At 40.5% G+C, this 22,811-nt stretch carries 26 protein-coding genes; 17 read left to right on the top strand and 9 right to left on the bottom strand.

Annotated features, from left to right (window positions below):
• The first annotated feature begins 29 nt into the window (after nt 1-29).
• The 5 genes from M1F97_RS06770 to M1F97_RS06795 all read left to right on the top strand — a co-directional run bounded on the left by M1F97_RS06770 (nt 30) and on the right by M1F97_RS06795 (nt 3,887).
• Nucleotides 30-728 (top strand): response regulator transcription factor, encoded by a 699-nt coding sequence (locus M1F97_RS06770; RefSeq protein ID WP_169447092.1) that lies wholly within the window; start codon nt 30-32, stop codon nt 726-728.
• The gene (locus M1F97_RS06775; protein ID WP_143989092.1) at nt 725-1,759 is read left to right on the top strand and encodes a sensor histidine kinase; all 1,035 of its coding nucleotides are present in this window, start codon (nt 725-727) and stop codon (nt 1,757-1,759) included. Before M1F97_RS06770 ends, M1F97_RS06775 begins: the two co-directional genes overlap by 4 nt.
• A gap of 202 nt (nt 1,760-1,961) precedes the next feature.
• Nucleotides 1,962-2,573, top strand: a complete 612-nt coding sequence (gene rpsD / locus M1F97_RS06780; RefSeq protein WP_169447093.1) for a 30S ribosomal protein S4 — start codon at nt 1,962-1,964, stop codon at nt 2,571-2,573.
• Nucleotides 2,574-3,199: 626 nt separating this feature from the next.
• A complete protein-coding gene (locus M1F97_RS06790; protein ID WP_247944619.1) occupies nt 3,200-3,421 on the top strand; it encodes a hypothetical protein in 222 nt (73 codons plus the stop codon).
• Nucleotides 3,384-3,887, top strand: coding sequence for a DUF2335 domain-containing protein (locus tag M1F97_RS06795; RefSeq protein WP_169447109.1), 504 nt, complete (start codon nt 3,384-3,386; stop codon nt 3,885-3,887). Before M1F97_RS06790 ends, M1F97_RS06795 begins: the two co-directional genes overlap by 38 nt.
• A 375-nt stretch (nt 3,888-4,262) precedes the next feature.
• Here M1F97_RS06795 and M1F97_RS06800 read toward each other — a convergent pair whose 3' ends face one another.
• The 3 genes from M1F97_RS06800 to rpmF form a co-directional block, all read right to left on the bottom strand.
• Nucleotides 4,263-4,781, bottom strand: a complete 519-nt coding sequence (locus tag M1F97_RS06800; RefSeq protein WP_169447110.1) for an HXXEE domain-containing protein — start codon at nt 4,779-4,781, stop codon at nt 4,263-4,265.
• Between the two features lie 78 nt (nt 4,782-4,859).
• Complete coding sequence (gene rpmG / locus M1F97_RS06805) at nt 4,860-5,009, bottom strand: 50S ribosomal protein L33 (protein ID WP_001265622.1); 150 nt, start codon at nt 5,007-5,009, stop codon at nt 4,860-4,862.
• Nucleotides 5,010-5,024: 15 nt separating this feature from the next.
• Nucleotides 5,025-5,207, bottom strand: a complete 183-nt coding sequence (gene rpmF, locus M1F97_RS06810) for a 50S ribosomal protein L32 (protein WP_000290417.1) — start codon at nt 5,205-5,207, stop codon at nt 5,025-5,027.
• Nucleotides 5,208-5,427: 220 nt separating this feature from the next.
• Between rpmF and ilvD the strand changes: the two genes are divergently transcribed.
• Nucleotides 5,428-7,131: a dihydroxy-acid dehydratase gene (gene ilvD, locus M1F97_RS06815; protein ID WP_000137349.1), complete on the top strand. Its 1,704-nt coding sequence runs from the start codon at nt 5,428-5,430 to the stop codon at nt 7,129-7,131.
• 173 nt (nt 7,132-7,304) lie between these two features.
• On the opposite strand, the gene M1F97_RS06820 is transcribed toward ilvD, so the two are convergent.
• A complete protein-coding gene (locus M1F97_RS06820; protein WP_247944620.1) occupies nt 7,305-7,646 on the bottom strand; it encodes a metal-sulfur cluster assembly factor in 342 nt (113 codons plus the stop codon).
• 123 nt (nt 7,647-7,769) lie between these two features.
• Here M1F97_RS06820 and M1F97_RS06825 point away from each other — a divergent pair, with 123 nt between their 5' ends.
• From M1F97_RS06825 to M1F97_RS06875, 11 genes are all read left to right on the top strand, one after another.
• Complete coding sequence (locus M1F97_RS06825) at nt 7,770-8,621, top strand: helix-turn-helix domain-containing protein (RefSeq protein WP_247944621.1); 852 nt, start codon at nt 7,770-7,772, stop codon at nt 8,619-8,621.
• Nucleotides 8,622-8,819: 198 nt separating this feature from the next.
• Nucleotides 8,820-10,067 carry a transporter gene (locus M1F97_RS06830; RefSeq protein WP_247944622.1) on the top strand — a complete coding sequence of 416 codons (1,248 nt, stop codon included), beginning with the start codon at nt 8,820-8,822 and terminating at the stop codon, nt 10,065-10,067.
• A 77-nt stretch (nt 10,068-10,144) separates the two neighbouring features.
• Nucleotides 10,145-11,425 carry a histidine--tRNA ligase gene (gene hisS / locus M1F97_RS06835; RefSeq protein ID WP_247944623.1) on the top strand — a complete coding sequence of 427 codons (1,281 nt, stop codon included), beginning with the start codon at nt 10,145-10,147 and terminating at the stop codon, nt 11,423-11,425.
• Between the two features lie 144 nt (nt 11,426-11,569).
• Nucleotides 11,570-11,776 (top strand): helix-turn-helix transcriptional regulator, encoded by a 207-nt coding sequence (locus M1F97_RS06840; protein WP_125416521.1) that lies wholly within the window; start codon nt 11,570-11,572, stop codon nt 11,774-11,776.
• Nucleotides 11,773-11,976, top strand: coding sequence for a hypothetical protein (locus M1F97_RS06845; protein WP_125416507.1), 204 nt, complete (start codon nt 11,773-11,775; stop codon nt 11,974-11,976). Before M1F97_RS06840 ends, M1F97_RS06845 begins: the two co-directional genes overlap by 4 nt.
• A complete protein-coding gene (locus M1F97_RS06850; RefSeq protein ID WP_125416508.1) occupies nt 11,973-12,323 on the top strand; it encodes a PspC domain-containing protein in 351 nt (116 codons plus the stop codon). The genes M1F97_RS06845 and M1F97_RS06850 overlap by 4 nt, the downstream gene beginning before the upstream one ends.
• 18 nt (nt 12,324-12,341) lie before the next feature.
• Nucleotides 12,342-13,076, top strand: coding sequence for a DUF3169 family protein (locus tag M1F97_RS06855; RefSeq protein ID WP_185774585.1), 735 nt, complete (start codon nt 12,342-12,344; stop codon nt 13,074-13,076).
• 9 nt (nt 13,077-13,085) lie between these two features.
• On the top strand, nt 13,086-13,727 hold the full coding sequence (locus M1F97_RS06860; RefSeq protein WP_125416510.1) for a CPBP family intramembrane glutamic endopeptidase: 642 nt from the start codon (nt 13,086-13,088) through the stop codon (nt 13,725-13,727).
• Nucleotides 13,728-13,744: 17 nt separating this feature from the next.
• Nucleotides 13,745-13,963, top strand: coding sequence for a hypothetical protein (locus M1F97_RS06865; protein ID WP_125416512.1), 219 nt, complete (start codon nt 13,745-13,747; stop codon nt 13,961-13,963).
• 151 nt (nt 13,964-14,114) lie between these two features.
• Entirely contained in the window at nt 14,115-15,878 is a 1,764-nt protein-coding gene (gene aspS / locus M1F97_RS06870) for an aspartate--tRNA ligase (RefSeq protein ID WP_247944625.1), read from the top strand.
• On the top strand, nt 15,856-16,797 hold the full coding sequence (locus tag M1F97_RS06875) for a YitT family protein (RefSeq protein WP_247944626.1): 942 nt from the start codon (nt 15,856-15,858) through the stop codon (nt 16,795-16,797). Before aspS ends, M1F97_RS06875 begins: the two co-directional genes overlap by 23 nt.
• Before the next feature lie 33 nt (nt 16,798-16,830).
• On the opposite strand, the gene M1F97_RS06880 is transcribed toward M1F97_RS06875, so the two are convergent.
• From M1F97_RS06880 to M1F97_RS06900, 5 genes are all read right to left on the bottom strand, one after another.
• Nucleotides 16,831-17,817, bottom strand: coding sequence for a LacI family DNA-binding transcriptional regulator (locus M1F97_RS06880; RefSeq protein ID WP_247944627.1), 987 nt, complete (start codon nt 17,815-17,817; stop codon nt 16,831-16,833).
• Between the two features lie 9 nt (nt 17,818-17,826).
• Entirely contained in the window at nt 17,827-18,627 is an 801-nt protein-coding gene (locus M1F97_RS06885; RefSeq protein WP_223327425.1) for a DUF1189 domain-containing protein, read from the bottom strand.
• A 181-nt stretch (nt 18,628-18,808) separates the two neighbouring features.
• Nucleotides 18,809-19,651, bottom strand: coding sequence for a sugar ABC transporter permease (locus M1F97_RS06890; protein ID WP_001065653.1), 843 nt, complete (start codon nt 19,649-19,651; stop codon nt 18,809-18,811).
• A 1-nt stretch (nt 19,652) separates the two neighbouring features.
• Nucleotides 19,653-20,945, bottom strand: coding sequence for a sugar ABC transporter permease (locus M1F97_RS06895; RefSeq protein ID WP_162284862.1), 1,293 nt, complete (start codon nt 20,943-20,945; stop codon nt 19,653-19,655).
• 124 nt (nt 20,946-21,069) lie between these two features.
• On the bottom strand, nt 21,070-22,338 hold the full coding sequence (locus M1F97_RS06900) for an extracellular solute-binding protein (protein WP_000095451.1): 1,269 nt from the start codon (nt 22,336-22,338) through the stop codon (nt 21,070-21,072).
• Nucleotides 22,339-22,811: the final 473 nt, after the last annotated feature.

Raw genomic sequence — 22,811 nt, forward strand, 5'->3', positions numbered from 1 at the left:
TAACACTGTTTTTATCGAAGGAGTGTCAGATGAAAAAGACAATTTTGCTGGTTGATGATGAGATAGATATTCTAGATATTCAAAACCGCTATCTTTTACAGGCAGGTTACGACGTTTTGGTCGCCCATGATGGTAAGGAGGGATTAGAGCTTTTCAGAAAAAAATCTATCGACCTCATTATCACAGATATCATGATGCCCAATATGGACGGTTATGATTTTATCAGTGAAGTTCAGTACATCGCTCCGGATCAACCCTTCCTCTTTACAACTGCTAAGACAAGCGAACAGGATAAGATTTATGGGTTAAGTTTGGGGGCAGATGATTTTATAGTCAAACCCTTTAGCCCACGCGAATTGGTTTTAAGAGTGAATAATATCTTGCGTCGCCTTAGCCGTGGAGGAGAGACAGAACAGATCGAGTTTGGTGACTTAGTGATCAACCATGTGACTCATGAGGTTCGCATTGGGGAGCAACCTTTGGAATTGACAGTAAAATCCTTTGAACTTCTATGGGTATTAGCCAGCAATCCTGAGAGAGTCTTTTCAAAGACGGAACTTTACGAGAAGATATGGCAAGAGGACTATGTGGATGATACCAATACACTCAATGTTCATATCCATGCTTTGAGGCAAGAGTTGACCAAGTATACAAATTCAAATGCTCCTGCTATCAAAACTGTCTGGGGTTTGGGCTATAAGATGGAAAAACCAAGAGGTAGAAAATGAAATTAAAAAACTATATTTTAGTGGGGTATCTAGTGTCGACTCTACTAACGATTTTGGTCGTTTTCTGGGCAGTCCAACGAATGTTGATTGAGAAAAGTGAAGTTTACTTTCTAGTTGGAATGACCTTGATTGCTAGTTTCATTGGCGCTGCAGTGAGCATCTTTCTTTTGTCGCCTGTGTTCTCTTCTCTGAAACATTTGAAAAAACAAGCTCAGGATATAGCCAGCAAGGATTTCAGCACAGAAATCGAAACCAAAGGACCATTAGAATTTCAAGAGCTGGGACAGGCTTTTAATGACATGTCCCACAATTTGCAAGCTACCTTTCAATCACTTGATGAGAGCGAGCAAGAAAAGAGAATGATGATTGCACAGCTCTCTCACGATATTAAAACTCCCATTACCTCCATTCAGGTTACTGTGGAGGGAATTCTAGATGGGGTGATTAAGGAAGAGGAGCGGCTCCACTACTTAGCCACGATTGGTCGGCAAACTGAGCGTCTAAACAAGCTAGTGGAGGAATTGGATGTTTTGACTCTCAATACACAACCTCAAGATACTGCTGATGAAGAAGTCGAAGAGGTATTTTTAGATCAATTGCTGATTGAGTCAATGAGTGAATTTCAACTCCAGATTGAACAAGAGGAGCGGGATGTTTACATTCAAGTATCACCTGAGTCGGCGAAAATCAAGAGCCATTCTGACAAACTTTCTCGCATTTTGGTCAATTTGTTAAACAATGCCTTTAAATATTCAGAACCAGGAACCAGAATCGAGGTTCTTGCCCAATTAACAGAACAAGAGCTGACAATCAGTGTGAAAGACGAGGGTCAGGGGATCCTTCCTGAGGATTTGGAAAAGATCTTTAAACGACTTTATCGTGTAGAAACTTCGCGCAATATGAAGACAGGTGGACATGGATTAGGACTTGCGATTGCACGAGAACTAGCACATCAGCTAGGTGGCGAAATCACAGCAGAAAGTCAGTATGGTTTAGGAAGCAAGTTTACATTCAGCCTCAAATTGAAATAAAGGCGTAAAATCCCTTTACAAATCTAGTTTTTCATGGTACAATAGCCCTTGTGTGAAATAGCAGCAGGAAAGCATGAAGCTCGTCAACAGGTGTCTTATGACAAGTAACCTTGGCTGTTTAGGCGAAGGGCATCTGCACGAATCAGGGCTTTCTAAGTGACTATTTCCACCGAAATATTATTTATATCAGGAGGACATACATATGTCACGTTATACAGGACCATCTTGGAAACAAGCTCGTCGCCTTGGCCTTTCACTTACAGGTACAGGTAAAGAATTGGCACGTCGTAACTACGTACCAGGACAACACGGACCAAACAACCGTTCTAAATTGTCAGAATACGGTTTGCAATTGGCTGAAAAACAAAAACTTCGTTTCACTTACGGTGTAGGTGAAAAACAATTCCGTAACTTGTTCGTACAAGCTACAAAAATCAAAGGCGGAATCCTAGGTTTCAACTTCATGCTTCTTTTGGAACGTCGTTTGGATAACGTTGTTTACCGTCTTGGTCTTGCAACTACACGTCGCCAAGCACGTCAATTCGTAAACCACGGGCACATCCTTGTTGACGGAAAACGTGTTGATATCCCATCATACCGTGTAACCCCAGGTCAAGTAATCTCAGTTCGCGAAAAATCATTGAAAGTTCCAGCTATCCTTGAAGCAGTAGAAGCAACTCTTGGACGTCCAGCATTCGTATCATTCGACGCTGAAAAATTGGAAGGTTCATTGATTCGTTTGCCAGAACGCGACGAAATCAACCCAGAAATCAACGAAGCACTTGTCGTTGAATTCTACAACAAAATGCTTTAATTTTAAGAAATATCTTACAAAAAGCCTACAACAGTGGGCTTTTTGCTTTGTCTTAAAAAGTTGATTTCTGGGTTTGTTCAGTTATTTGTTCAGTTATAAGCTTTTTAGTGCAGTTTCATAGAATGAGACTGCTTTTTTTGCGTTCTCTTTTGAGAGGTGGCTTATGGTCATGGATAAAGTAGAATTGTTTAGATGTTTGGGTACTTATCGCTTTAATAGATAAATAATAAAAATAGAAGTGTCCCACCTCCTACCGCAGAAAGTTCTGTTTCAAGGGGAGATGGAAAACCTCTATTCGTTAATTTAATTATAGCCTAAAAAACTTTTAAATACAAGGATATTGTAAAATCATAGAATGTTAAAAGAAAATAATAGGGAGGTCAAAGATTACCATTTAAAGAATAAAAAAGCTGATATAGAAAACATTGCAAAAGGTATAAGCGATAATGAAAGTTAATTTTTTAATTTCCAAATAATAGCATTAAGTTTTTCGAATAAGTAAGTATATATTTTAATCTTTTTTAGAAAGTTGAATTAAAGTAGTGACAAATTTTTTTAAAAAGTGTATACTTGATATAGTATGGATTGATTTTGATTCGTACAATATTTTTACTAGGAGGCAAATCATGAATAAGAAGACAACTTTTCTAGTGGCTGAAAATGATTTTTTATCAGGAGTATCCAGAGTTCTTGATATTGCATCCACAAGAAACAAGAGAGTTTACAATACATCACGCTCTGGTGAAGAAGCTGATAAAAAAGCTATTTTTAATGATTGGTTTATGATTGGTAATGATATCAGGGGGGCTTATGAGCAATTCAAAAAAGAAGTCAAAGCACAAGCCTAGCTCCAACCCTAATTCTAAATCCAACCTTACAACGGCTCATCAAGTTACAGAGTTCATCGAAAAACAACCAACAGATGTTCGAGAAGAAGTTACAGATAAACTGATAGCTCAACGTGTTGAAAGCATGAGTTATTCAGGGCCAATTCCTCCTCCACATCTATTAAAGGAGTTTAATGCTTCAATTCCTAACGGTGCAGATAGAATAATGAAAATGGCGGAACAACAGTCTACACACCGTATGGATTTAGAGAAAAAAGTTGTTACTGCAAATAACAGAGATGCTCTTTTGGGTGTCATTTTTGCCGGAATAATAGGAATAATAATTGTAATAGGTTCGATGTTCCTTATTTATAACAACAAAAATATACAAGGGTTAGGTATCTTATTAGCAAGTGCTGTGGCTTATATTAGTGTATTTAAGAAGAGTAAAGCAAGAGATGATAAAAACCTTGAAGAAAAAGAGTAATAAAAGAAAAAGCACCGTATGGTGCTTTTTGTAATATAATAGTAGCAAAATAAAAAGCACCTATAACAGGTGCAATTTACTTGCTTACTGAACTCATCGATTTAATTCCCCTTTTAGTTACCCTTTTCATTTTCTATACTTATTTATAAGCAATAAACTTTTGTAGAAACAGGGCAAAAAACTGAGCAGGCTTAGTCCTGTTTTTCTGTACCTATTAAGTAGGAAGATAACAAAATGCTTTAATTTTAAGAAATATCTTACAGAAAGCCTACAACAGTGGGCTTTTTGCTTTGTCTTAAAAAACTATAGAACATTTCTTAACTGTGAAGGAGGATAAAAAAATTCCCTGCAAAATGAAATTGCAAGGAACTTTTGTTAATGGTTATGGGCAAGCCAGGTGGAATACTTTTTCCCAAGCCAGAGAGCAAAGAGGAGATTGATGACGACGATGCCTGAACCGACCAGTGAAAATAGGAAAAATTCGCTAGTCGAAACCTGCCACAAATGCACGATGTCTGTAATCAAATAAGCACTGATAGGAAAACAAAGGATAGAAGTGATTAGAGCAGGAATATACTTGCGGAGAAGAATTGATTGTCCAATATGGAGCAAGAGATGAAGCGCGAAGGCCGCAAATCCTCCTAACCAAACCAATTCGAGCGCTCTAGATTGAGTAAAAAACGCTAATAAAGTGATGGTTAAGACAAGGAAAAATTCTTCAAAAACAGCAAGGGCAAATCCCTCTGTTGTAATTCCTTTGTGAATCTTGAGAATAGCTGGAGCCTTTTGGGTCAGTAAGGTTTTGTTGAGACGGATCCAAGGGACAAGACCGATAATTTCTTCCATATCGTGAAAGATAAAAAGTAGAGGAAACATCCAAAGATAAAACGCCATAAATCTCTCCTGAAAAACTATAGATCGCTAACCAATAAAGCAAAAAACGCCCAGTAAGGCGTTTTGAGTTAGGTGTGCTTATTTAACTTCTGTAAACACTACGTGTTTGCGAAGTTTTGGTGAGTATTTCTTCAATTGAAGACGGTCTGGAGTGTTACGTTTGTTTTTAGAAGTAAGGTACAAGCGTTCACCAGATTCTTTGTGTTCAAGTGTGATATTTACGCGCATGGTATCTCCCTTCTATTATTCAGCTGATGCAGCTTTGGCGATTTTACGTCCTTTGTAGTATCCTTTAAGTGATACGCGGTGAGAACGTGAGTAATCTCCAGTAGTTTCGTCAAAGTTTACAGATGGAGCTGTTACTTTGTAGTGTGTACGACGTTTGTTTTTCTTCGCTTTTGAAGTGCGACGTGCAGGTACTGCCATTTTGATTTCTCCTTTAGGTATTTAAATTCGATTCAATCTAGTGATTTTCATCAACCATACTAGGATAACACATTTTTTTTGTAAAGTAAAGTTACTTGACAAAAAAAGATGAAAAAATTAGAAGTTGTTAATCGGAATTTTCTGAAAATTCAAGAATTTTCTTCTGTTCATTGCCTTTAAAATGTGCTATAATAGTAAAAACTGAAATGGGAGGGATAAGATGACTGAATTAGATAAACGTCACCGCAGTAGCATTTATGACAGCATGGTTAAATCACCTAACCGTGCTATGCTTCGTGCGACTGGTATGACAGATAAGGACTTTGAAACACCGATTGTGGGAGTGATTTCGACTTGGGCGGAAAATACACCATGTAACATCCACTTGCATGATTTCGGGAAATTGGCTAAAGAAGGTGTCAAATCTGCAGGCGCTTGGCCTGTTCAGTTTGGAACTATTACCGTAGCGGACGGGATTGCCATGGGAACGCCTGGTATGCGTTTCTCTTTGACGTCTCGTGATATCATCGCGGACTCCATCGAGGCGGCGATGGGTGGTCATAACGTCGATGCCTTTGTCGCTATCGGTGGCTGTGACAAGAACATGCCTGGTTCTATGATTGCCATTGCTAACATGAATATTCCAGCTATTTTCGCCTATGGTGGAACCATTGCACCGGGAAATCTTGATGGAAAAGACATTGACTTGGTTTCTGTTTTTGAGGGAATCGGAAAATGGAACCACGGTGACATGACAGCTGAGGACGTGAAACGTCTTGAATGTAATGCCTGCCCGGGCCCTGGTGGCTGTGGTGGTATGTATACAGCTAACACCATGGCGACTGCTATCGAAGTTCTCGGTATGAGTTTGCCAGGATCTTCATCTCACCCAGCTGAATCAGCCGACAAGAAAGAAGATATCGAAGCAGCAGGACGTGCTGTTGTTAAGATGCTGGAACTTGGTCTCAAACCATCAGATATCTTGACTCGTGAAGCCTTTGAAGATGCCATCACTGTAACGATGGCTCTCGGTGGTTCTACAAATGCCACTCTTCACTTGCTTGCCATTGCCCATGCGGCTAATGTTGACTTGTCACTTGAGGACTTCAATACAATCCAAGAACGTGTGCCTCACTTGGCTGACTTGAAACCATCTGGTCAGTATGTCTTCCAAGACCTCTACGAAGTCGGTGGTGTGCCAGCGGTTATGAAATACCTTTTGGCAAATGGTTTCCTTCATGGCGACCGTATCACATGTACTGGTAAGACAGTCGCTGAAAACTTGGCTGACTTTGCAGACCTTACACCAGGCCAAAAAGTCATTATGCCACTTGAAAATCCAAAACGTGCAGACGGTCCGCTTATCATCTTGAACGGGAACCTTGCCCCTGATGGAGCGGTTGCCAAGGTATCAGGTGTTAAAGTGCGTCGTCACGTTGGACCAGCTAAGGTCTTTGACTCAGAAGAAGACGCTATCCAGGCTGTCTTGACAGATGAAATCGTTGATGGCGATGTTGTCGTTGTTCGTTTCGTTGGACCGAAGGGTGGTCCTGGTATGCCTGAGATGCTCTCACTTTCTTCTATGATCGTTGGTAAAGGTCAAGGAGATAAGGTTGCCCTCTTGACAGATGGACGCTTCTCTGGTGGTACTTATGGTCTGGTTGTCGGACATATCGCTCCTGAAGCTCAGGATGGTGGACCGATTGCCTACCTCCGTACAGGTGACATCGTTACGGTTGACCAAGATACCAAAGAAATTTCCATGGCCGTATCTGAAGAAGAACTTGAAAAACGCAAGGCAGAAACAACCTTGCCACCACTTTACAGCCGTGGTGTTCTCGGTAAATATGCCCACATCGTATCATCCGCTTCTCGCGGAGCCGTGACAGACTTCTGGAATATGGACAAGTCAGGTAAAAAATAAACTCAAAAAGCAAGCCATTTCGGCTTGCTTCTTTTCATCTTCAAAAGTGATTTGCCTGCTTATACTCAATAAAAATCAAAGAGCAAACTAGAAAGCTAGGCGCAGGTTGCTCAAAGCACAGCTTTGAGGTTGGAGATAAAGCTGACGTGGTTTGAAGAGATTTTTGAAGAGTATTAACGAGGTGGCAGTCCAAGGGCGATACGGCCGTAGCGACTGATTCGTGTGATCTTCCAAGCAGGCGACCAGGTAACTTCAACCTTGACATCTTCGATACCCTCGATTTGTTTTAGACCTGCGACGATTTCGATAGGCAAACTTTCGGCGCAATCACAGGCGGTGTCAGTGAAGGTCATGACAATCTTGCAGAGACCCGTTTCATCCAGATTGATTTCATAAATCAAGCCCAGATTGTACACATCCAATTCCACATCTGTATCAAAAACCTTCTCTAGTTTTTCGATAATTTGGTCTTGTAAGGCCAAAGCGTGGTCATTGATTTTGATATCGTCTCTCATAACAGTCCCTCCACCTGATAAATATCCTCTATTTTCTCATAATTCTGACAATTTAGCAAGCTTTTGATGAATTTTCTGAAAAATATGATAAAATGAAGAAAATACGGAATCAAGGGGAAGTCTATGGAGCAGATTGGAAAAGTCTTTAGACAATTACGAGAGTCAAGAAATATCTCACTAAGACAAGCAACTGGGGGACAATTTTCTCCGTCCATGTTGTCTCGTTTTGAAACAGGACAGAGTGAACTTTCGATGGAAAAGTTTCTATTTGCCTTAGAAAATATATCTGCGAGTATGGAGGAAATCCTCTTTCTGGCTAGAGGTTTTCAGTATGATACAGATTCTGAGTTGAGAAAAGAAATCACAGATATCTTGGAGCCAAAGAATATAGCGCCTCTCGAGGATTTGTATCGCAAGGAATATCAAAAGCATGCCAATTCTCAAAACAAACAGAAACATATTCTAAATGCCATTATGATCAAGTCTTATATGAAAAGCATGGATGAAACGGTAGAGTTAACAGCAGAGGAAGAGAAAGTCCTTCATGATTACCTGTTTTCTACCGAGATTTGGGGAATTTATGAACTCAATTTGTTCTCAGTTAGTTCCCCACTCTTATCTGTTCCTCTTTTTACTAGATATGTACGAGAAATGGTCCGAAAATCTGATTTTCTAATGGAAATGAAGGGAAATCGGAACCTTTTTCACACCATGCTATTGAATGGTTTTTTAGCCAGCATTGAGTGTGAAGAATTTACCAATGCCTGTTATTTTAAGCGTGTTATCGAAGAGCATTTCTACAAGGAAAATGAGACCTATTTCCGAATTGTCTATTTGTGGGCGGAAGGTCTCCTTGATAGCAAGCAAGGCAGAGTTAAGGAAGGACAAAAAAAGATGGAAGATGCTGTTCGTATTTTTGAGATGCTTGGCTGTAACAAATCTGCCGAATACTATAGAAAAACGACTGATGCTTGAATATCTGCAAGGTAAGAAAATAATTTAAAATTTGAAGCGATAGAACTCTTGACCTCTCTCAGGTCATCAAAGAAGTTCTATAGTTTCTTTTTTTCATTTTGTTTGTTGCATATATTCAAAAAAATTTCTCGCTAATTCATAAGTGCTATACTATGGTCATACTTCATATTGAACTTATAACAAGAAGGGAGATTATCTATGAAATTATTGTTTAGAAATCAAGCTTATCGCCTATTGACTTTGTCACGCTTCTTCAATGCTTTTGGTGCTTCTATTTTTAACTTGGTATTTATTGTCTATGCATCGACCTTGCCACAAGCCTCTTTTGCGGTTGCTATGGCGAATATTGTGATGATTCTTCCGACTCTCTTTACAGTTTTTGTAGGGATTCGGGCAGATTACACGAGGGACAAGATCAAATGGATGACTTACAGCGGTTTGTTTCAGGCTCTTCTCTTTTTCCTGGCAGCTCTGGTGCTTGGTCAAGCCAGTCTCTTTGCCTTTTCTAGCCTGTGTTTGATTAATGTCATCAGTGATGTGATCAGTGATTTTGCAGGTGGTTTGCGCATGCCTCTTATTAAGGAAAAAGTGGCTGAAAATGATCTAATGGAGGCTTATTCTTTTTCCCAGTTTATCACCTATATTTCAGCTATTGGTGGTCAGGCTTTTGGAGTCTGGCTCTTAGGTCTATCGGTCAATAATTTTTCCCTCGTTGCGGGAATCAATGCCTGTTTTTTCCTAGTATCAGCCGCTATTCTCTTTTTAGGAAGAAGCAAATTGGGCCTGTCAATTTCATCTCCTGATGGTGAAATCCTAAAAAATGAGAAGCTTTCTATCAAAGAACAGTTCCTAACAATTTACCGAAATTTACGTCTCGTTTTTCTAAAAAGTGGACAGAAAAACTTTGGATTCATGATCTTTGCTGTCTTGCTTATCAATGCCCTGGGCGGCGCTCTGGGAAGCATTTATAACATCTTCTTTTTGAGCCATTCTCTCTTGAATTTTTCTTACACAGAGGCACTATTTATCGAACAAGTTTGTGTTTTATTAGCAATCATCATCAGTAGCCTTACGGGCAATGATTATTTTGGGAAGCAGTCCTTGCCTAGATTGATGATGTGGGCGACATTAGGAGTCAGTCTAGTTGGTCTGGCTAACTTATTCAATCAAGTCGTGCTTGGTTTGCTATTCCTCTTTTTAACCTTGTATGTGTCTGGTAAAGTGTCCCCAAAGATTAGTGCCATGCTCATGAAAAATCTAGCTCCAGATGTTCTAGCTCGTACCAGTAATTTTTTAGGTTTATTGTTTACCTTATCAGTACCTCTTGGTACAGCCTGTTTTTCACTTGTAGCCGTATGGGATATGCAGTTGACTTGGATCTTATTTGTTGTCCTTTCTTTGCTGGCTATTCTTCTGACAAGTCTGAATCTCAAAAATGATATGTAAATCCTAATTTTTTTCCTACTGTCTTAATCCCTCTATTTATGGTAAAATAAGACTATTAAGTTTAAAGAGGATTCTCTATGAAATTACAAAAACCTAAAGGAACACAGGATATTTTACCTGCTGAGTCTGCCAAGTGGCAGTACGTTGAGGGCTTTGCCCGTGAAATTTTCAAGCGCTATAACTACGCAGAAGTGCGCACGCCTATTTTTGAGCATTACGAGGTTATCAGTCGCTCTGTCGGAGATACAACGGATATCGTAACCAAGGAAATGTACGATTTTTATGACAAGGGTGACCGTCATATCACTCTTCGTCCAGAAGGAACAGCTCCTGTTGTCCGTTCCTATGTAGAAAATAAACTCTTCGCACCAGAAGTGCAAAAGCCAAGTAAGTTCTATTACATGGGCCCTATGTTCCGCTATGAGCGTCCACAAGCAGGACGTTTGCGTCAGTTCCACCAGATTGGTGTTGAGTGCTTTGGCTCTAGCAATCCAGCTACCGATGTGGAAACCATCGCTATGGCAGCTCATTTCTTGAAAGAAATTGGCATCCAAGGTATCAAATTGCATCTTAACACTCTTGGAAATCCTGAGAGTCGTGCGGCCTATCGTCAGGCTTTGATCAACTACTTGACACCGCTCAAGGAGACCTTGTCTAAGGATAGCCAGCGTCGTTTGGAGGAAAATCCTCTCCGTGTCTTGGACTCTAAGGAAAAAGAAGACAAGGAGGCAGTAGAGAATGCGCCGTCTATCTTGGATTTCCTTGATGAAGAAAGCCAAGCTCACTTTGATGCTGTGCGTCAAATGTTGGAAAATCTTGGAGTAGATTACATCATCGATACCAATATGGTGCGTGGTCTGGACTACTACAACCACACCATTTTCGAGTTCATCACAGAAATCGAGGGCAATGACTTGACCGTCTGTGCGGGTGGTCGTTACGATGGTTTGGTTGCTTACTTTGGTGGTCCTGAAACTGCTGGATTTGGTTTTGGACTTGGTGTAGAGCGCCTGCTTCTCATCCTTGAAAAGCAAGGTGTGACCCTCCCTATCGAAAATGCCCTAGATGTTTATATCGCAGTCTTGGGTGAAGGAGCAAATGTTAAGGCCTTGGAATTGGTACAAACCCTTCGCCAACAAGGATTCAAAGCAGAGCGTGATTACCTCAACCGGAAGCTCAAAGCTCAGTTCAAATCAGCCGATGCCTTTGCGGCTAAGACCCTCATCACCCTAGGAGAAAGCGAAGTCGAAAGCGGACAAGTGACAGTCAAGAACAACCAAACCCGAGAAGAAGTTCAAGTATCACTTGAGACAATCAGCCAAAACTTCTCAGAAATATTTGAAAAATTAGGCTTTTAATGGTATTTAAAACTGGTCAGGATCTTACTCCTGACCTTTTTCTTTTGCAAAATGACAAAAATCCTAAGCTTTTTGACAAATATGATTGTCAAAAATAAAAAGATGTGTTACAATATAAGCAAGTTAAGAGAAAAGGAGAAAAGAATGCTTAAAAATCGTTTAAAAGAGCTTCGGGCTCGCGATGGTCTCAATCAAACCGAACTGGCCAAGTTAGCAGGAGTTTCCAGACAGACCATTAGCCTACTAGAACGGGACGAATACACCCCGTCCATTGTAATCGCCCTGAAGATTTCACAGATATTCAATGAACCAGTCGAGTCGGTATTTCGGATAGAGGAGGATGAGGAATGAATAAGTATAAAGTGATTTATTATGTAGTTGCCATAGCTCTATTAGTCAGCGTATTTCTATTGATTGGGATAGAATTAGGCTGGTTTAGTTCCTATCAAAGTGACCAATTTATTTGGGCCTACTTTGCTCTCATCCCAGTAGTTGACTGGATTGAAAAGAAATCAAAAAATTTAGCAAGTGAAAAAGGAGAAAAATCATGAGAGAGTTTTTAGCAGGTTTTCAAGTCGATACTGAGCACAAAGAACTTGCCGGTGTTTGTGCAGGTTTAGGAAATTATTTTAACATTCAAGCCAATATCGTTCGTTTGGTGACAGTCTTGTTATTTCTCTCTTCGACGGAGATTGGGATTATAACAGTAACTCTCTATGCCTATCTAGCAGGTTGGCTTGGGAATGAACCCTTGGGAGATGGAGCAAAAAAAGCAAGAAATCAAGCTATTCTCTTACTTTCTGTTTGTTTGATTTTGGTGTCACTTGGAACAGAAGGCTTAACAGCTATTTATGAATCAGGGAAAGCATTTGGTCAGTGGTTAGTTGGATTGGTTTAGATTAGAAAGAGTATGAATATGAAAAAGAAACGTGGATTGTTATTTTTAATGGCTGTTATCTTGGGAGGCTTCTTGGGCAGTTTTGCAGGGATGTTTAAGACACGTGCAGAATCCCATGGAACTATTTTAGATGTAAAGGTCTTGATACCATGGATATCAGCTATTTGTTTACTGTTAGGTTTTATTAGCATTCTTTTGACTTTCAATTTCTTAAAGAAAAGTAGAAAGTTTCACTCCTTGTATCAAGAGGAAATGGATGATGATCTGAATGAAACCTATTATGTGCAAATGTATCGTAATCTTGAGTTTGGAACCATCGCTTTTAATATAACAGGCGTAGCGATTTTATTGTCTCTCTTCATTTCAGGAAGTGAAGTAATTGTACTGAATGTAAGCTATCTAACATTATCTCTTTCTTTTTTGGCATTAGCGATGGTTTTCAGTGCTCAAAAATATCTCTATAAAACAATTGCAATCGTTCGTCAGTTTGATTTGGAATTCTTCTCTACACCAAAGGATGTTTTGGACTATATAAATTCTTATGATGAAGGGGAGCGTCAGGCTAATTTGGAACAGAGTTTTCGGGTTTTATTCCAATTAAATCAGTATGTTTTGCCAGGTCTCTACTTTCTGATTGATCTCTTTTCTTTATTGACAGGAGAGATTCAGTTACTAGCTTTCTTGCTCGTAGGAACTATCCATATTTACATCAATGTGATGCAGTTACCTATGGTAAAACGCTATTTCAAATAGGAGTCTTTTATGAAATTACTTAAAAATCTTGGCTGGTTTCTTCTAGCTGTTCTATCCTTTTTCTTTGGCTATGGTCTGGTTCAGAGTATGGCTTTATCAGCTCTTGGACTAGGGGCTTCAATCTTTGGAGTCTTGCCACTTTATATCGTCCTGTCAGGGGCCTATGTTTATGGAGTTTACAGATGGTATCAGACAGAAAAGGTTAGCATCCAGACGACGGCTTTTAATCGTTATATCTGGTTGCCAACACTGGTTTTGCTAGTGGCGATTACAGCCCAGTTCTTTTTGCCAGATGATCCGTCGGTCAATCAACAAATCGTATCACAGCTGACAGTTGCACAGCCTGTCTTTGGTTTCTTTATGGTGGTGGTCTTTGCTCCTCTGACAGAAGAACTCATTTTTAGAGGGATGTTAGCGCGCTATCTCTTTCCTAAACAGAACAACAGCAAACAGACAGCTCCGTTTCTCCTCGTATCAAGTGTGCTTTTTGCCTTGATTCATTTTCCAGGAACTTTGCAACAGTTTTTAGTTTATGCCAGTCTGGGATTGAGTTTGGGTCTGGCTTATGTGAACCGAAAAGGCCTTCTTTACAGTATTTCTCTCCACGCTTTGAATAATTTAATCGGCTTTTTGATGATACTCATGCTATAATAGAGTCAGGAGGTCACATGAAACGAGTAATTTTATTAGCAGTGATACAGGCAGTCGTTCTCTTCTTTATCATCGGGGCACTTGCCTATGCCTTTAAAGGCGACTTCTTTTACAACTATCTAGCAGTTGTCTTTGCGCCTATTGCAGGAATCTTACGTTTTGCGACAGCTTATGCGACGGAGATTGTCCTACCCAAAAAGGCAACTGAGATTGCCGAAAAGCGTAAAAAAGGTTAAAAATCATATTTAGGGAATCCGATGACGTTTTCATCGGATTTTTTGTCTGTTCGTTTTGATTTCTAAAGACAATCAAACTTTTCTGCTGATTTTCATGAAGAGCCTGCGCTTTTATGGTAAAATAGTAACAGAATAAAAGAGGAGAGAAAACATGAAACGTAGTATGTATGCTGGTCGTGTTCGTGAGGAACATATCGGACAAGAAATTACTTTGAAAGGATGGGTTGGCCGTCGTCGTGACTTGGGTGGTTTGATCTTTATCGACCTTCGTGACCGTGAAGGAATCATGCAGTTGGTTATCAACCCTGAAAAAGTATCTGCAGAGGTCATGGCAACAGCTGAAAGTCTTCGCAGTGAGTTTGTCATCGAGGTGACTGGGCAAGTCGCTGCGCGTGAGCAAGCCAATGATAAATTGCAGACTGGTGCGGTTGAGTTGAACGTGACAGCTTTGACGGTGCTTAATACAGCCAAAACAACGCCTTTTGAGATTAAGGATGGGATTGAGGCCAATGACGATACACGTTTGCGTTACCGTTACCTTGACCTTCGTCGTCCAGAAATGCTAGAAAACCTTAAGCTTCGTGCTAAGGTGACCCACTCTATCCGTAACTACTTGGATGAGTTGGAGTTTATCGATGTGGAGACGCCATTCCTTTCTAAATCAACGCCAGAAGGGGCGCGTGACTATTTGGTGCCATCTCGTGTCAATAAAGGGCATTTTTACGCCCTTCCTCAAAGTCCACAAATCACGAAACAGCTCTTGATGAATGCTGGGTTTGACCGTTACTACCAAATCGTCAAATGTTTCCGTGACGAGGACTTGCGTGGTGATCGTCAGCCTGAGTTCACTCAGGTCGACTTGGAAACATCCTTCCTTACGGAGCAAGAAATCCAAGATATTACAGAAGGCTTGATTGCGCGCGTGATGAAAGAAAACAAAGGCATTGACGTGACGCTTCCATTCCCTCGTATGAAATACGACGATGCGATGGCACTTTATGGTTCTGACAAACCTGATACCCGTTTTGACATGTTGCTTCAGGACTTGACAGAAGTGGTCAAGGGTGTTGATTTCAAAGTCTTCTCAGAAGCACCTGCTGTTAAAGCCATTGTAGTCAAAGGAGCTGCAGATAACTACTCACGTAAAGACATCGACAAGATGACCGAAGTAGCCAAACAGTACGGAGCCAAAGGTCTTGCTTGGGTCAAGGTAGTTGATGGAGAATTAAATGGACCAGTTGCCAAGTTCTTGACTGGGATCCAAGCAGATTTGACTGCAGCACTTGGTCTTGAAGATAAGGATTTGGTTCTATTTGTGGCGGATACGCTTGAAGTGGCCAATGCAACACTAGGCGCCCTTCGTGGTCGTATCGCCAAAGAGCTTGACTTGATTGATAACGATAAATTCAACTTCCTTTGGGTGGTTGATTGGCCAATGTTTGAATGGTCTGAAGAAGAAGGTCGCTACATGAGCGCCCACCATCCATTTACTCTTCCACAGGAAGAAACAGCTCACGAATTAGAAGGCGATTTGGCTAAGGTTCGTGCCATTGCTTACGATATCGTCTTGAACGGTTATGAGCTTGGTGGTGGTAGTCTTCGTATCAACCAAAAAGACCTTCAAGAACGCATGTTCAAGGCTCTTGGTTTCTCAGCTGAAGAAGCAAATGACCAGTTTGGTTTCCTTCTTGAGGCCATGGACTATGGCTTCCCACCACATGGTGGTTTGGCTATCGGTCTTGACCGTTTTGTGATGCTCTTAGCAGGAGAAGAAAATATCCGTGAAGTCATTGCCTTTCCTAAGAACAATAAGGCAACCGACCCAATGACACAAGCTCCATCAACAGTCGCTCTCAAACAACTAGAGGAACTCAGCTTACAAGTAGAAGAAGATGAAACAAGCAAAACAAATTAAGCGGTGGCGCTATTATCTGCGCCGCTTTGCTTATCAGATAAAAATCTTACGAGTTTTACAAAGTATCTCTCGGGAAAAATATGATGAGAAAGTATCGGCCTCTCTGGTTTATGGCTTTTTGTCAGCAGTAGCAGTCAATTTCTTTTTTCAACCAGGACACGTTTACTCCAGTGGTGCGACCGGTTTGGCACAGATTATCTCTGCCTTGAGTCATCACTGGTTTGGCTTTTACATTCCGATATCGCTAACCTTTTATGCTATCAATTTTCCATTGATGATTTTAGCTTGGTATCAGATTGGGCATAAGTTTACGGTCTTTACCTTTATCACAGTATCCATGAGTTCTCTCTTTATCCAGCTTGTGCCAGTTGTGACCTTGACAGAGGATCCCATCATCAATGCCCTTTTTGGGGGTGTTGTCATGGGCTTGGGGATTGGTTTTGCGCTCCGTAACAATATTTCAAGCGGAGGTACAGATATCGTCAGTCTCACCATTCGAAAGAAAACGGGTAAGAATGTCGGTAGTATTTCTTTCCTGGTAAATGGAACCATCATGCTGATAGCAGGCCTGACCTTTGGTTGGAAATACGCCCTTTACTCTATGATCACCATTTTTGTATCGAGCCGTGTGACAGACGCGGTCTTTACCAAGCAAAAACGCATGCAGGCCATGATTGTGACCAATAATCCTGACAAGGTAATCGCAAAAATCCATAAAAAATTGCACCGCGGAGCAACCATGATCCACGATGCAGAAGGAACCTATAATCATGAGAGAAAAGCAGTCTTGATTACGGTTATCACGCGAGCAGAGTTTAATGATTTTAAACACATCATGAAACAGGTCGATCCGACAGCCTTTGTCTCTGTATCCGAAAATGTCCACATCCTAGGACGATTCGTAGAAACAGACAATTAATAATACTCAAAAGACCAGCCTTGAGGCTGGTCTTTATTTTTCGATAATTTTGTGGGCAATCAACTGGCGGTAACAGATTTGTCTGTCGTTTTTTGCGTCATTGATAATCTGTAAAATCGTTTCAAATGATGTCCGTCCAAGTTCCAGACTATTGATATCGACATAAGCTACGAGGTCAAGTCGAGGATTGACAGAGTCGAAACTCAAGACAGGAACATTTAATTGATGTTTACTGATGTAGTCACAAACCCCTTCTGCAAGGAGACTGTCGGTTGTGATGATGGCGTCAATCTGCGGATCATGCTTAAATAGGAGTTTGCTGAATTGATAACCTTTTTCTTCTAGAAATTCGGTCGCAAAGTAGGTCAGATTGTTATCAATCGGAAGTTGGTGTTGTTTAAGCGCTAATTCGTAACCTTTTAGACGATCCTGTGTAACGAAAAGTTTCTTGGTTCCTCCGATAAAGGCAATTCTGCTGCAGCCCTTTTTGATGAAATACTCAGTTGCATCAAAACCGGCTTGGACATTATCATTGTCGACAAGTGGGATAAAGGGTGAGAGGGATTTTCCAAGGATGAGGAAAGGAAACTGTTCTTCCGCTACGAGCTTCACTAGTGGATCTTCTTCTTGGGCGTAGAGGAAGATTAGACCATCGACACGTTTCCCATAGACCATTTGTGAGATGGCATTAAGACGTTCCTTCTCATCTTTACCAGTTGCGATCTGAATAGCGTAGTGGTTTTCGGACGCGACTTGGGCGATCCCTCGTAGGACAGATGGGAAGAAAGGATTTTGGTAGAAGGCATCCGAGTCGTCAGGCAATACCAGACCGATAACCTGAGTATAGCTACTTACCAAGCTACGAGCATTGAGATTGGGATGGTAGTTGAGTTCCTTCATAGCCTTGCGAACTCGTTTTTTGGTTTCATCGCTAATCGTTGATTTGTTTTGAATAACGCGGGTTACGGTTGAAGGTGAGACACCTGCAGCCTTGGCCACATCTTTAATCGTAACGGGCATAAAAATCTCCTATTTATGATAATCTGGATCACGGAAATGTGTCTTGTAAAAAATAGTGACCAGATAAAGAACAAAAAGAATGTTCTGTACAGTGATAAGGGTTGACATATTTTGGCCAAAAAGTCCCAAAATAAGCGTAATCAGAGTGGGTAATCCTAAACAGTTCAAGATAAAGTGGTAGCACTCTTTAAAGGTCCTAAATGAAAAGAGGCGTGATTTTTTGGTGATATAAAGGAGAAAGCTAGCTCCAAGAGAGACAATGAAGAAATTCAATCCAAAGAGGAAGCTAGCACCAAGGACGAGAAAGAGACTGATATAGACACGGTTCTGTTGGTACCAGTCTTTAGAAATAGCCTGAGTTAAAGCTTCCTTACCCTGGAAACTCTCCGTTTGAATCGCGTGGTAGCGAATGCGAGTCAATTCCTTACTTTCCTTGCTGATGACGAGTTCTTCAGTATCAAAATGAAGTTGCAAATCCTTTGGCAATTCCTTGCTTGAGCTCGGTCCAATCAGAAGAGAAGCTTGCTGATTTTTAATTCCAGAATAGCTCAGTTTTCCATCTACGATTTGTGCATTCTCTGACAAATCCATGATTGCTTCATCTGTCAGGGGTGTGTAGACATTATCGATAAAAGTATCCAGTGGATACGTTTCCTGCGAGCTGTTTTGAATGGCAATTGGAACCATAGACAAGCTGATTAGGAAAATGCTCGTAAAGAGGAGTTGAAACCAGTTGAGGCCGAAACGTTTTGATAGGGGCTTACGAAATCCCCAGATACTAGTAAAATACGAGAATGGATATGGAAGCATAGGCATCTTTCTAAGAGTGTTTTCTATATGAGTTTTATTATATAGAGAAATGTACTTTATTTCAAGTCTAGCAAATCAATTCCTTATTGAAAGGATGGTTTTAATAGGATTTGTAGAAGTGTGTCTAATCTTTTAACTTTAGCAACAAGCTCCAAAATGAAAAAAGGGTGGCGGGGATAAATTATCCCTTGTCGCCACCACTTGTAAGTCCTGAAACAAAGTTCTTTTGTAGGAAGAAGAAGAGAATACAGATTGGAAGGGCGATGAGGATAGCACCTGCTGAGAAGTAGGCGATCTTCATGTTTTTCACATTGCTAACGAAGGTTTGGAGACCAACGGCAACAGTAAAGTATTCTTTCTCACGAAGCAAGAAACTAGAGAGGATGTAGTCCCCGAAAGGTCCCATGAAGGCCCAGAGAGCTTGTACAGCCACCATTGGGCGAACAAGTGGGAGAACAATTTGCCAGAAGCGACGGAAGTGTCCTGCACCATCTAGTTTCGCAGATTCGTCAAGAGACATTGGCACGGTATCGAAGTAACCTTTCATGAGCCAAGCATTCATCGGAATACCTCCACCAACGTAGAGGAAGATGAGGAACCAGCTGTGGTTAAGGGCGTTCAACATAAGCGCCATAACGAAGAAGGCTGTCAAAGCGGCCATAGTTGGCACCATTTGGATAATCAAGAAGAAGACCAAACTTTGCTTACGAGCCAAGAAGTTGTAACGGCTGTAGGCGTAACCTGCAAGTACGATGATACTTGTTTGAACAGCCATTGTGATAAAGGCAATAATCAAAGTATTGAGATACCAAGTACCGTACAAAGTTTCCGTAAAGAGTCCTTTAAAGTTATCAAAATTAAAGTCGATGTTGGTATCGAGTTTAAAGGCTGCGACGTTACCTGTTTTAAAGGCTGACATGATGGTAATCAAAAGCGGATAGATAATCACGATTGATAGGCCAATCAAGTAGAGGTAAGTGAGGGTTTGAGTCAGTCTACGTTTGAGTTTGATTGAGTTATTCATCTTAGACGTCCTCCATATCAAATGCGTGTAGTTTCTTGAATGCGATCATAGAGATAGAGATGACAATGATTGAGATAATCAAGGTAACAGCTGCCGCCATAGAGTATTGAGGAGATGTACCTGTTGTCAAACGGTAAATCCATGAAATCAAGATATCAGTTGAACCGGCTCCGCCTCCGACAGTACCAGGGCCTCCACCATTAAAGAGATACATGATAGAGAAGTTGTTAAAGTTGAAGGTGTATTGGCTAATCAATGTTGGAGCTGCAACAGCCAAGATCATAGGGAAAGTGATGTTGCGGAATTTTTGCCAAGCATTGGCACCATCGATGTAAGCCGCTTCGTAGAGGTCGTTAGGAATAGACTGCAAGATACCCAAGGTCAAAACGTAGATGTATGGGAATCCTAGCCAACCTTGCATCATAATCAAGGCAACCTTAGTCCAAGTTGGATTTGTTTTCCAAGGGATAAGAGCTCCATCTAGGAAAGGAAGGACCTTAGACAAAAGAGGCAAGACTTGGGTGTTGATGGCACCAACACTATCATTAAACATGTTTGAGAATGTCAAGATAGTGATGAAGGCTGGAACTGCCCAAGGAAGAAGGAAAATAACACCGAAGATACGTTTTCCTTTGATAAATGGTTGGTTAGCAATGATTGCTGTAAAGATACCAATGACAATCTGCAAGGTAGAGGCAGCCAGGGCCCAGATAATGGTCCAAGAAAGAACAGAACCAAAGGCTGAACGGAAGGTGCTCAAACTCCAGATGTTTGTGAAGTTCGTCAAACCAACCCAGTCCAACAATTTGTTTGGTGGCAAGTGTTGGAAGTCATAGTTGGTAAAGGCAATCATCAAGGTTACGATAACTGGGAAGATAATGGCGAAGGTCATGGCAACGTAAGATGGAATGATCAAGAGGTAAGGGAATCCATTCTCATAAATACCTTTAATCATATCCTTGAAGGTATGAGCTACAGGAATACCGTTGTTGATACGTTTAGCAGTCGTATGTGCATCCTTGATATTAAAGATATAAAAGAGCAAGTAAACGACAACAAAGATAGAGTGAAAAGCACCACGAATCAGCATGAAAAGTGAATTATCACGACCAGGTTTCACACCAAGTGTGATCAAATTGCTCAATTCAGGGCTTGCAAGTGTTAGAAAATACAGAACAAATAAAACAGTAACACCAAGGAAAATAAATCCCTTAGCTTTTTGTTTGTTATAGATTTGTCCTAAACCAGGAATGATTGACAGCAAGGCTGCTTTGCGAGGCTGTTGTTTTTCCATGATTACTCCTTTCATAGGATGCGAGATAAAACTCGGGTTCAATCGCAAGATACGCATATCTGATGAGAAACGCATCTATACATTCAAAGGGGGATTTCACTTCCACCCCCCTTGAACAAATCAATTATTCACCAAATTTTTGTTTGATTGTTTCTTTGATTAATGTTACAGCATCGTTAGCAGCTGTTTTCGCATCTTTCTTACCACTTACAGCTTCAAAGAGCATTGTTTTAGCTGGGTCCCAAACAGCTGACATTTGTGAGATGTTTGGCATTGGTTGAGCGTTCTTGAACTGTTCGATAACAGCTGTTGTCAACTCATCTTTTTTACCTTCAGCATAAGTACGAGCTTCTGTGTTAGCTGGGATTTCGTTGGTTGCATCGTAGAAGGCTTTTTGTTGTTCAGTTGATACAAGGAAGTCTACAAATTTTTGAGCAGCTTCAAGGTTCTTAGTGCTTGATGGAATGATCCAAGCTTTACCACCACCGAATGTTTCGTAGTTTTTCCCGTTTGGAAGAGTTGGGATAGTAGCAACACCGTAGTTTACTTTAGCATCTTTGAATGCTTGAGCTTTCCAAGGACCATCGATGATGGCAGCTGTTTTACCTTCTTGGAATTGAGTTTGGATTAAGTTTGGAGCTCCTTCAGTATCTTGCATACCTTTAGGCCATTTTTCATACCAAGATTTAGCGTAGTTGATAGCTGTAATTGCACCTTCGTTTGCAAGTCCGATGTCTTTAGGATCTTTACCGTTTTGGCCGAATACGTAAGCACCGTTACCAGCAAGAAGTCCATATGAGTAGTAGAAGTTTGTCCAGTCAGCAAGGAAGGCAGTTGTTTTACCATCTTCACCAGCGAAAGCGTATTTGCTATCTTTAGCAAGGTTTTCTAAATCAGCAAAAGTTTTAGGAGCTTCTTTTAGCAAGTCTTTATTGTAGTACAAAACGAGTGATTCGATAACGGCTGGAGCACCATACACTTTACCACCAACAGTTACAAGAGATTTTGTTTTATCGTCTGTTTTCGCTCCGTCACTAAGAGTAACTTCAGAAAGTTGTCCGTCAGTACCAAGGCTACCTACACGGTCGTATGGAGCCATCATAACGTCAGCAGCTTTACCAGATTGGTTGTCAAGTGAAAGATTGTCAAGACCACCCATTTGGTCTCCTGTTTTGATAGTAACTTTTACACCTGCTTCTTTTTCATAAGCTTTTGCAGCTGATTCAGCAAAGGCTTTATATTGGTCTTCAACATAGAAAGTGAGTTCTTTTGCTTCTGAAGAGCTAGTATCAGCCGCTTTATCAGCAGATTTGCTTCCGCAAGCTACCAAGAGCAAGCTAGCAAGAGTAGCAGTTCCGAGCACAGCAGCGCTCTTCATGAATTTAGATGACATAGTGTATTCCTCCTAAAGAATAACAAAAATAATTTAATGAGAAAACGCAAACGTTTTCTTTTATGTGCCTAGTATAGCACAAACAGAAAACGGTTGCAAGTATTTTTAGAAAAAATTTTAAAAAAATTTTAAGGTTTCAAACATTTATTAAAGCCTTTATATAGGAAAGAACTTAAAATGTTTGTTTTTCTTGAATTGAAAATATATTAGGGAAACGATTGCGTAAATTCGGCTTGTTTTTTCAGAAAATAGAGCAGATATTGGGAATGAATTATCTTAAATCAGAAAATCTTTAATATTTTTTTCGCTTATTTCATAAAATATCAGTGGAGACAAGTTTTGTTTGATTAAAATAATTCAAAAAAAATTTTTTAAAACCGCTTGCATTTGTGTTCAAAATACGCTATACTTAATTTAACGCAAACGTTTGCGCCTTGATTGCGCAACGTTTTATAACAAACATATGAGGTGCT

Source organism: Streptococcus oralis (genome assembly GCF_023110435.1).
Lineage (GTDB): Bacteria > Bacillota > Bacilli > Lactobacillales > Streptococcaceae > Streptococcus > Streptococcus oralis_CF.

Excerpts from the sequence above, each read along its gene's own strand:
- M1F97_RS06770 (WP_169447092.1), top strand. The coding sequence starts at position 30 with ATGAAAAAGACAATTTTGCTGGTTGATGATGAGATAGATATTCTAGAT.
- M1F97_RS06775 (WP_143989092.1), top strand. The coding sequence starts at position 725 with ATGAAATTAAAAAACTATATTTTAGTGGGGTATCTAGTGTCGACTCTA.
- rpsD (WP_169447093.1), top strand. The coding sequence starts at position 1,962 with ATGTCACGTTATACAGGACCATCTTGGAAACAAGCTCGTCGCCTTGGC.
- M1F97_RS06790 (WP_247944619.1), top strand. The coding sequence starts at position 3,200 with ATGAATAAGAAGACAACTTTTCTAGTGGCTGAAAATGATTTTTTATCA.
- M1F97_RS06795 (WP_169447109.1), top strand. The coding sequence starts at position 3,384 with ATGAGCAATTCAAAAAAGAAGTCAAAGCACAAGCCTAGCTCCAACCCT.
- M1F97_RS06800 (WP_169447110.1), bottom strand. The coding sequence starts at position 4,781 with ATGGCGTTTTATCTTTGGATGTTTCCTCTACTTTTTATCTTTCACGAT.
- rpmG (WP_001265622.1), bottom strand. The coding sequence starts at position 5,009 with ATGCGCGTAAATATCACACTTGAACACAAAGAATCTGGTGAACGCTTG.
- rpmF (WP_000290417.1), bottom strand. The coding sequence starts at position 5,207 with ATGGCAGTACCTGCACGTCGCACTTCAAAAGCGAAGAAAAACAAACGT.
- ilvD (WP_000137349.1), top strand. The coding sequence starts at position 5,428 with ATGACTGAATTAGATAAACGTCACCGCAGTAGCATTTATGACAGCATG.
- M1F97_RS06820 (WP_247944620.1), bottom strand. The coding sequence starts at position 7,646 with ATGAGAGACGATATCAAAATCAATGACCACGCTTTGGCCTTACAAGAC.
- M1F97_RS06825 (WP_247944621.1), top strand. The coding sequence starts at position 7,770 with ATGGAGCAGATTGGAAAAGTCTTTAGACAATTACGAGAGTCAAGAAAT.
- M1F97_RS06830 (WP_247944622.1), top strand. The coding sequence starts at position 8,820 with ATGAAATTATTGTTTAGAAATCAAGCTTATCGCCTATTGACTTTGTCA.
- hisS (WP_247944623.1), top strand. The coding sequence starts at position 10,145 with ATGAAATTACAAAAACCTAAAGGAACACAGGATATTTTACCTGCTGAG.
- M1F97_RS06840 (WP_125416521.1), top strand. The coding sequence starts at position 11,570 with ATGCTTAAAAATCGTTTAAAAGAGCTTCGGGCTCGCGATGGTCTCAAT.
- M1F97_RS06845 (WP_125416507.1), top strand. The coding sequence starts at position 11,773 with ATGAATAAGTATAAAGTGATTTATTATGTAGTTGCCATAGCTCTATTA.
- M1F97_RS06850 (WP_125416508.1), top strand. The coding sequence starts at position 11,973 with ATGAGAGAGTTTTTAGCAGGTTTTCAAGTCGATACTGAGCACAAAGAA.
- M1F97_RS06855 (WP_185774585.1), top strand. The coding sequence starts at position 12,342 with ATGAAAAAGAAACGTGGATTGTTATTTTTAATGGCTGTTATCTTGGGA.
- M1F97_RS06860 (WP_125416510.1), top strand. The coding sequence starts at position 13,086 with ATGAAATTACTTAAAAATCTTGGCTGGTTTCTTCTAGCTGTTCTATCC.
- M1F97_RS06865 (WP_125416512.1), top strand. The coding sequence starts at position 13,745 with ATGAAACGAGTAATTTTATTAGCAGTGATACAGGCAGTCGTTCTCTTC.
- aspS (WP_247944625.1), top strand. The coding sequence starts at position 14,115 with ATGAAACGTAGTATGTATGCTGGTCGTGTTCGTGAGGAACATATCGGA.
- M1F97_RS06875 (WP_247944626.1), top strand. The coding sequence starts at position 15,856 with ATGAAACAAGCAAAACAAATTAAGCGGTGGCGCTATTATCTGCGCCGC.
- M1F97_RS06880 (WP_247944627.1), bottom strand. The coding sequence starts at position 17,817 with ATGCCCGTTACGATTAAAGATGTGGCCAAGGCTGCAGGTGTCTCACCT.
- M1F97_RS06885 (WP_223327425.1), bottom strand. The coding sequence starts at position 18,627 with ATGCTTCCATATCCATTCTCGTATTTTACTAGTATCTGGGGATTTCGT.
- M1F97_RS06890 (WP_001065653.1), bottom strand. The coding sequence starts at position 19,651 with ATGAATAACTCAATCAAACTCAAACGTAGACTGACTCAAACCCTCACT.
- M1F97_RS06895 (WP_162284862.1), bottom strand. The coding sequence starts at position 20,945 with ATGGAAAAACAACAGCCTCGCAAAGCAGCCTTGCTGTCAATCATTCCT.
- M1F97_RS06900 (WP_000095451.1), bottom strand. The coding sequence starts at position 22,338 with ATGTCATCTAAATTCATGAAGAGCGCTGCTGTGCTCGGAACTGCTACT.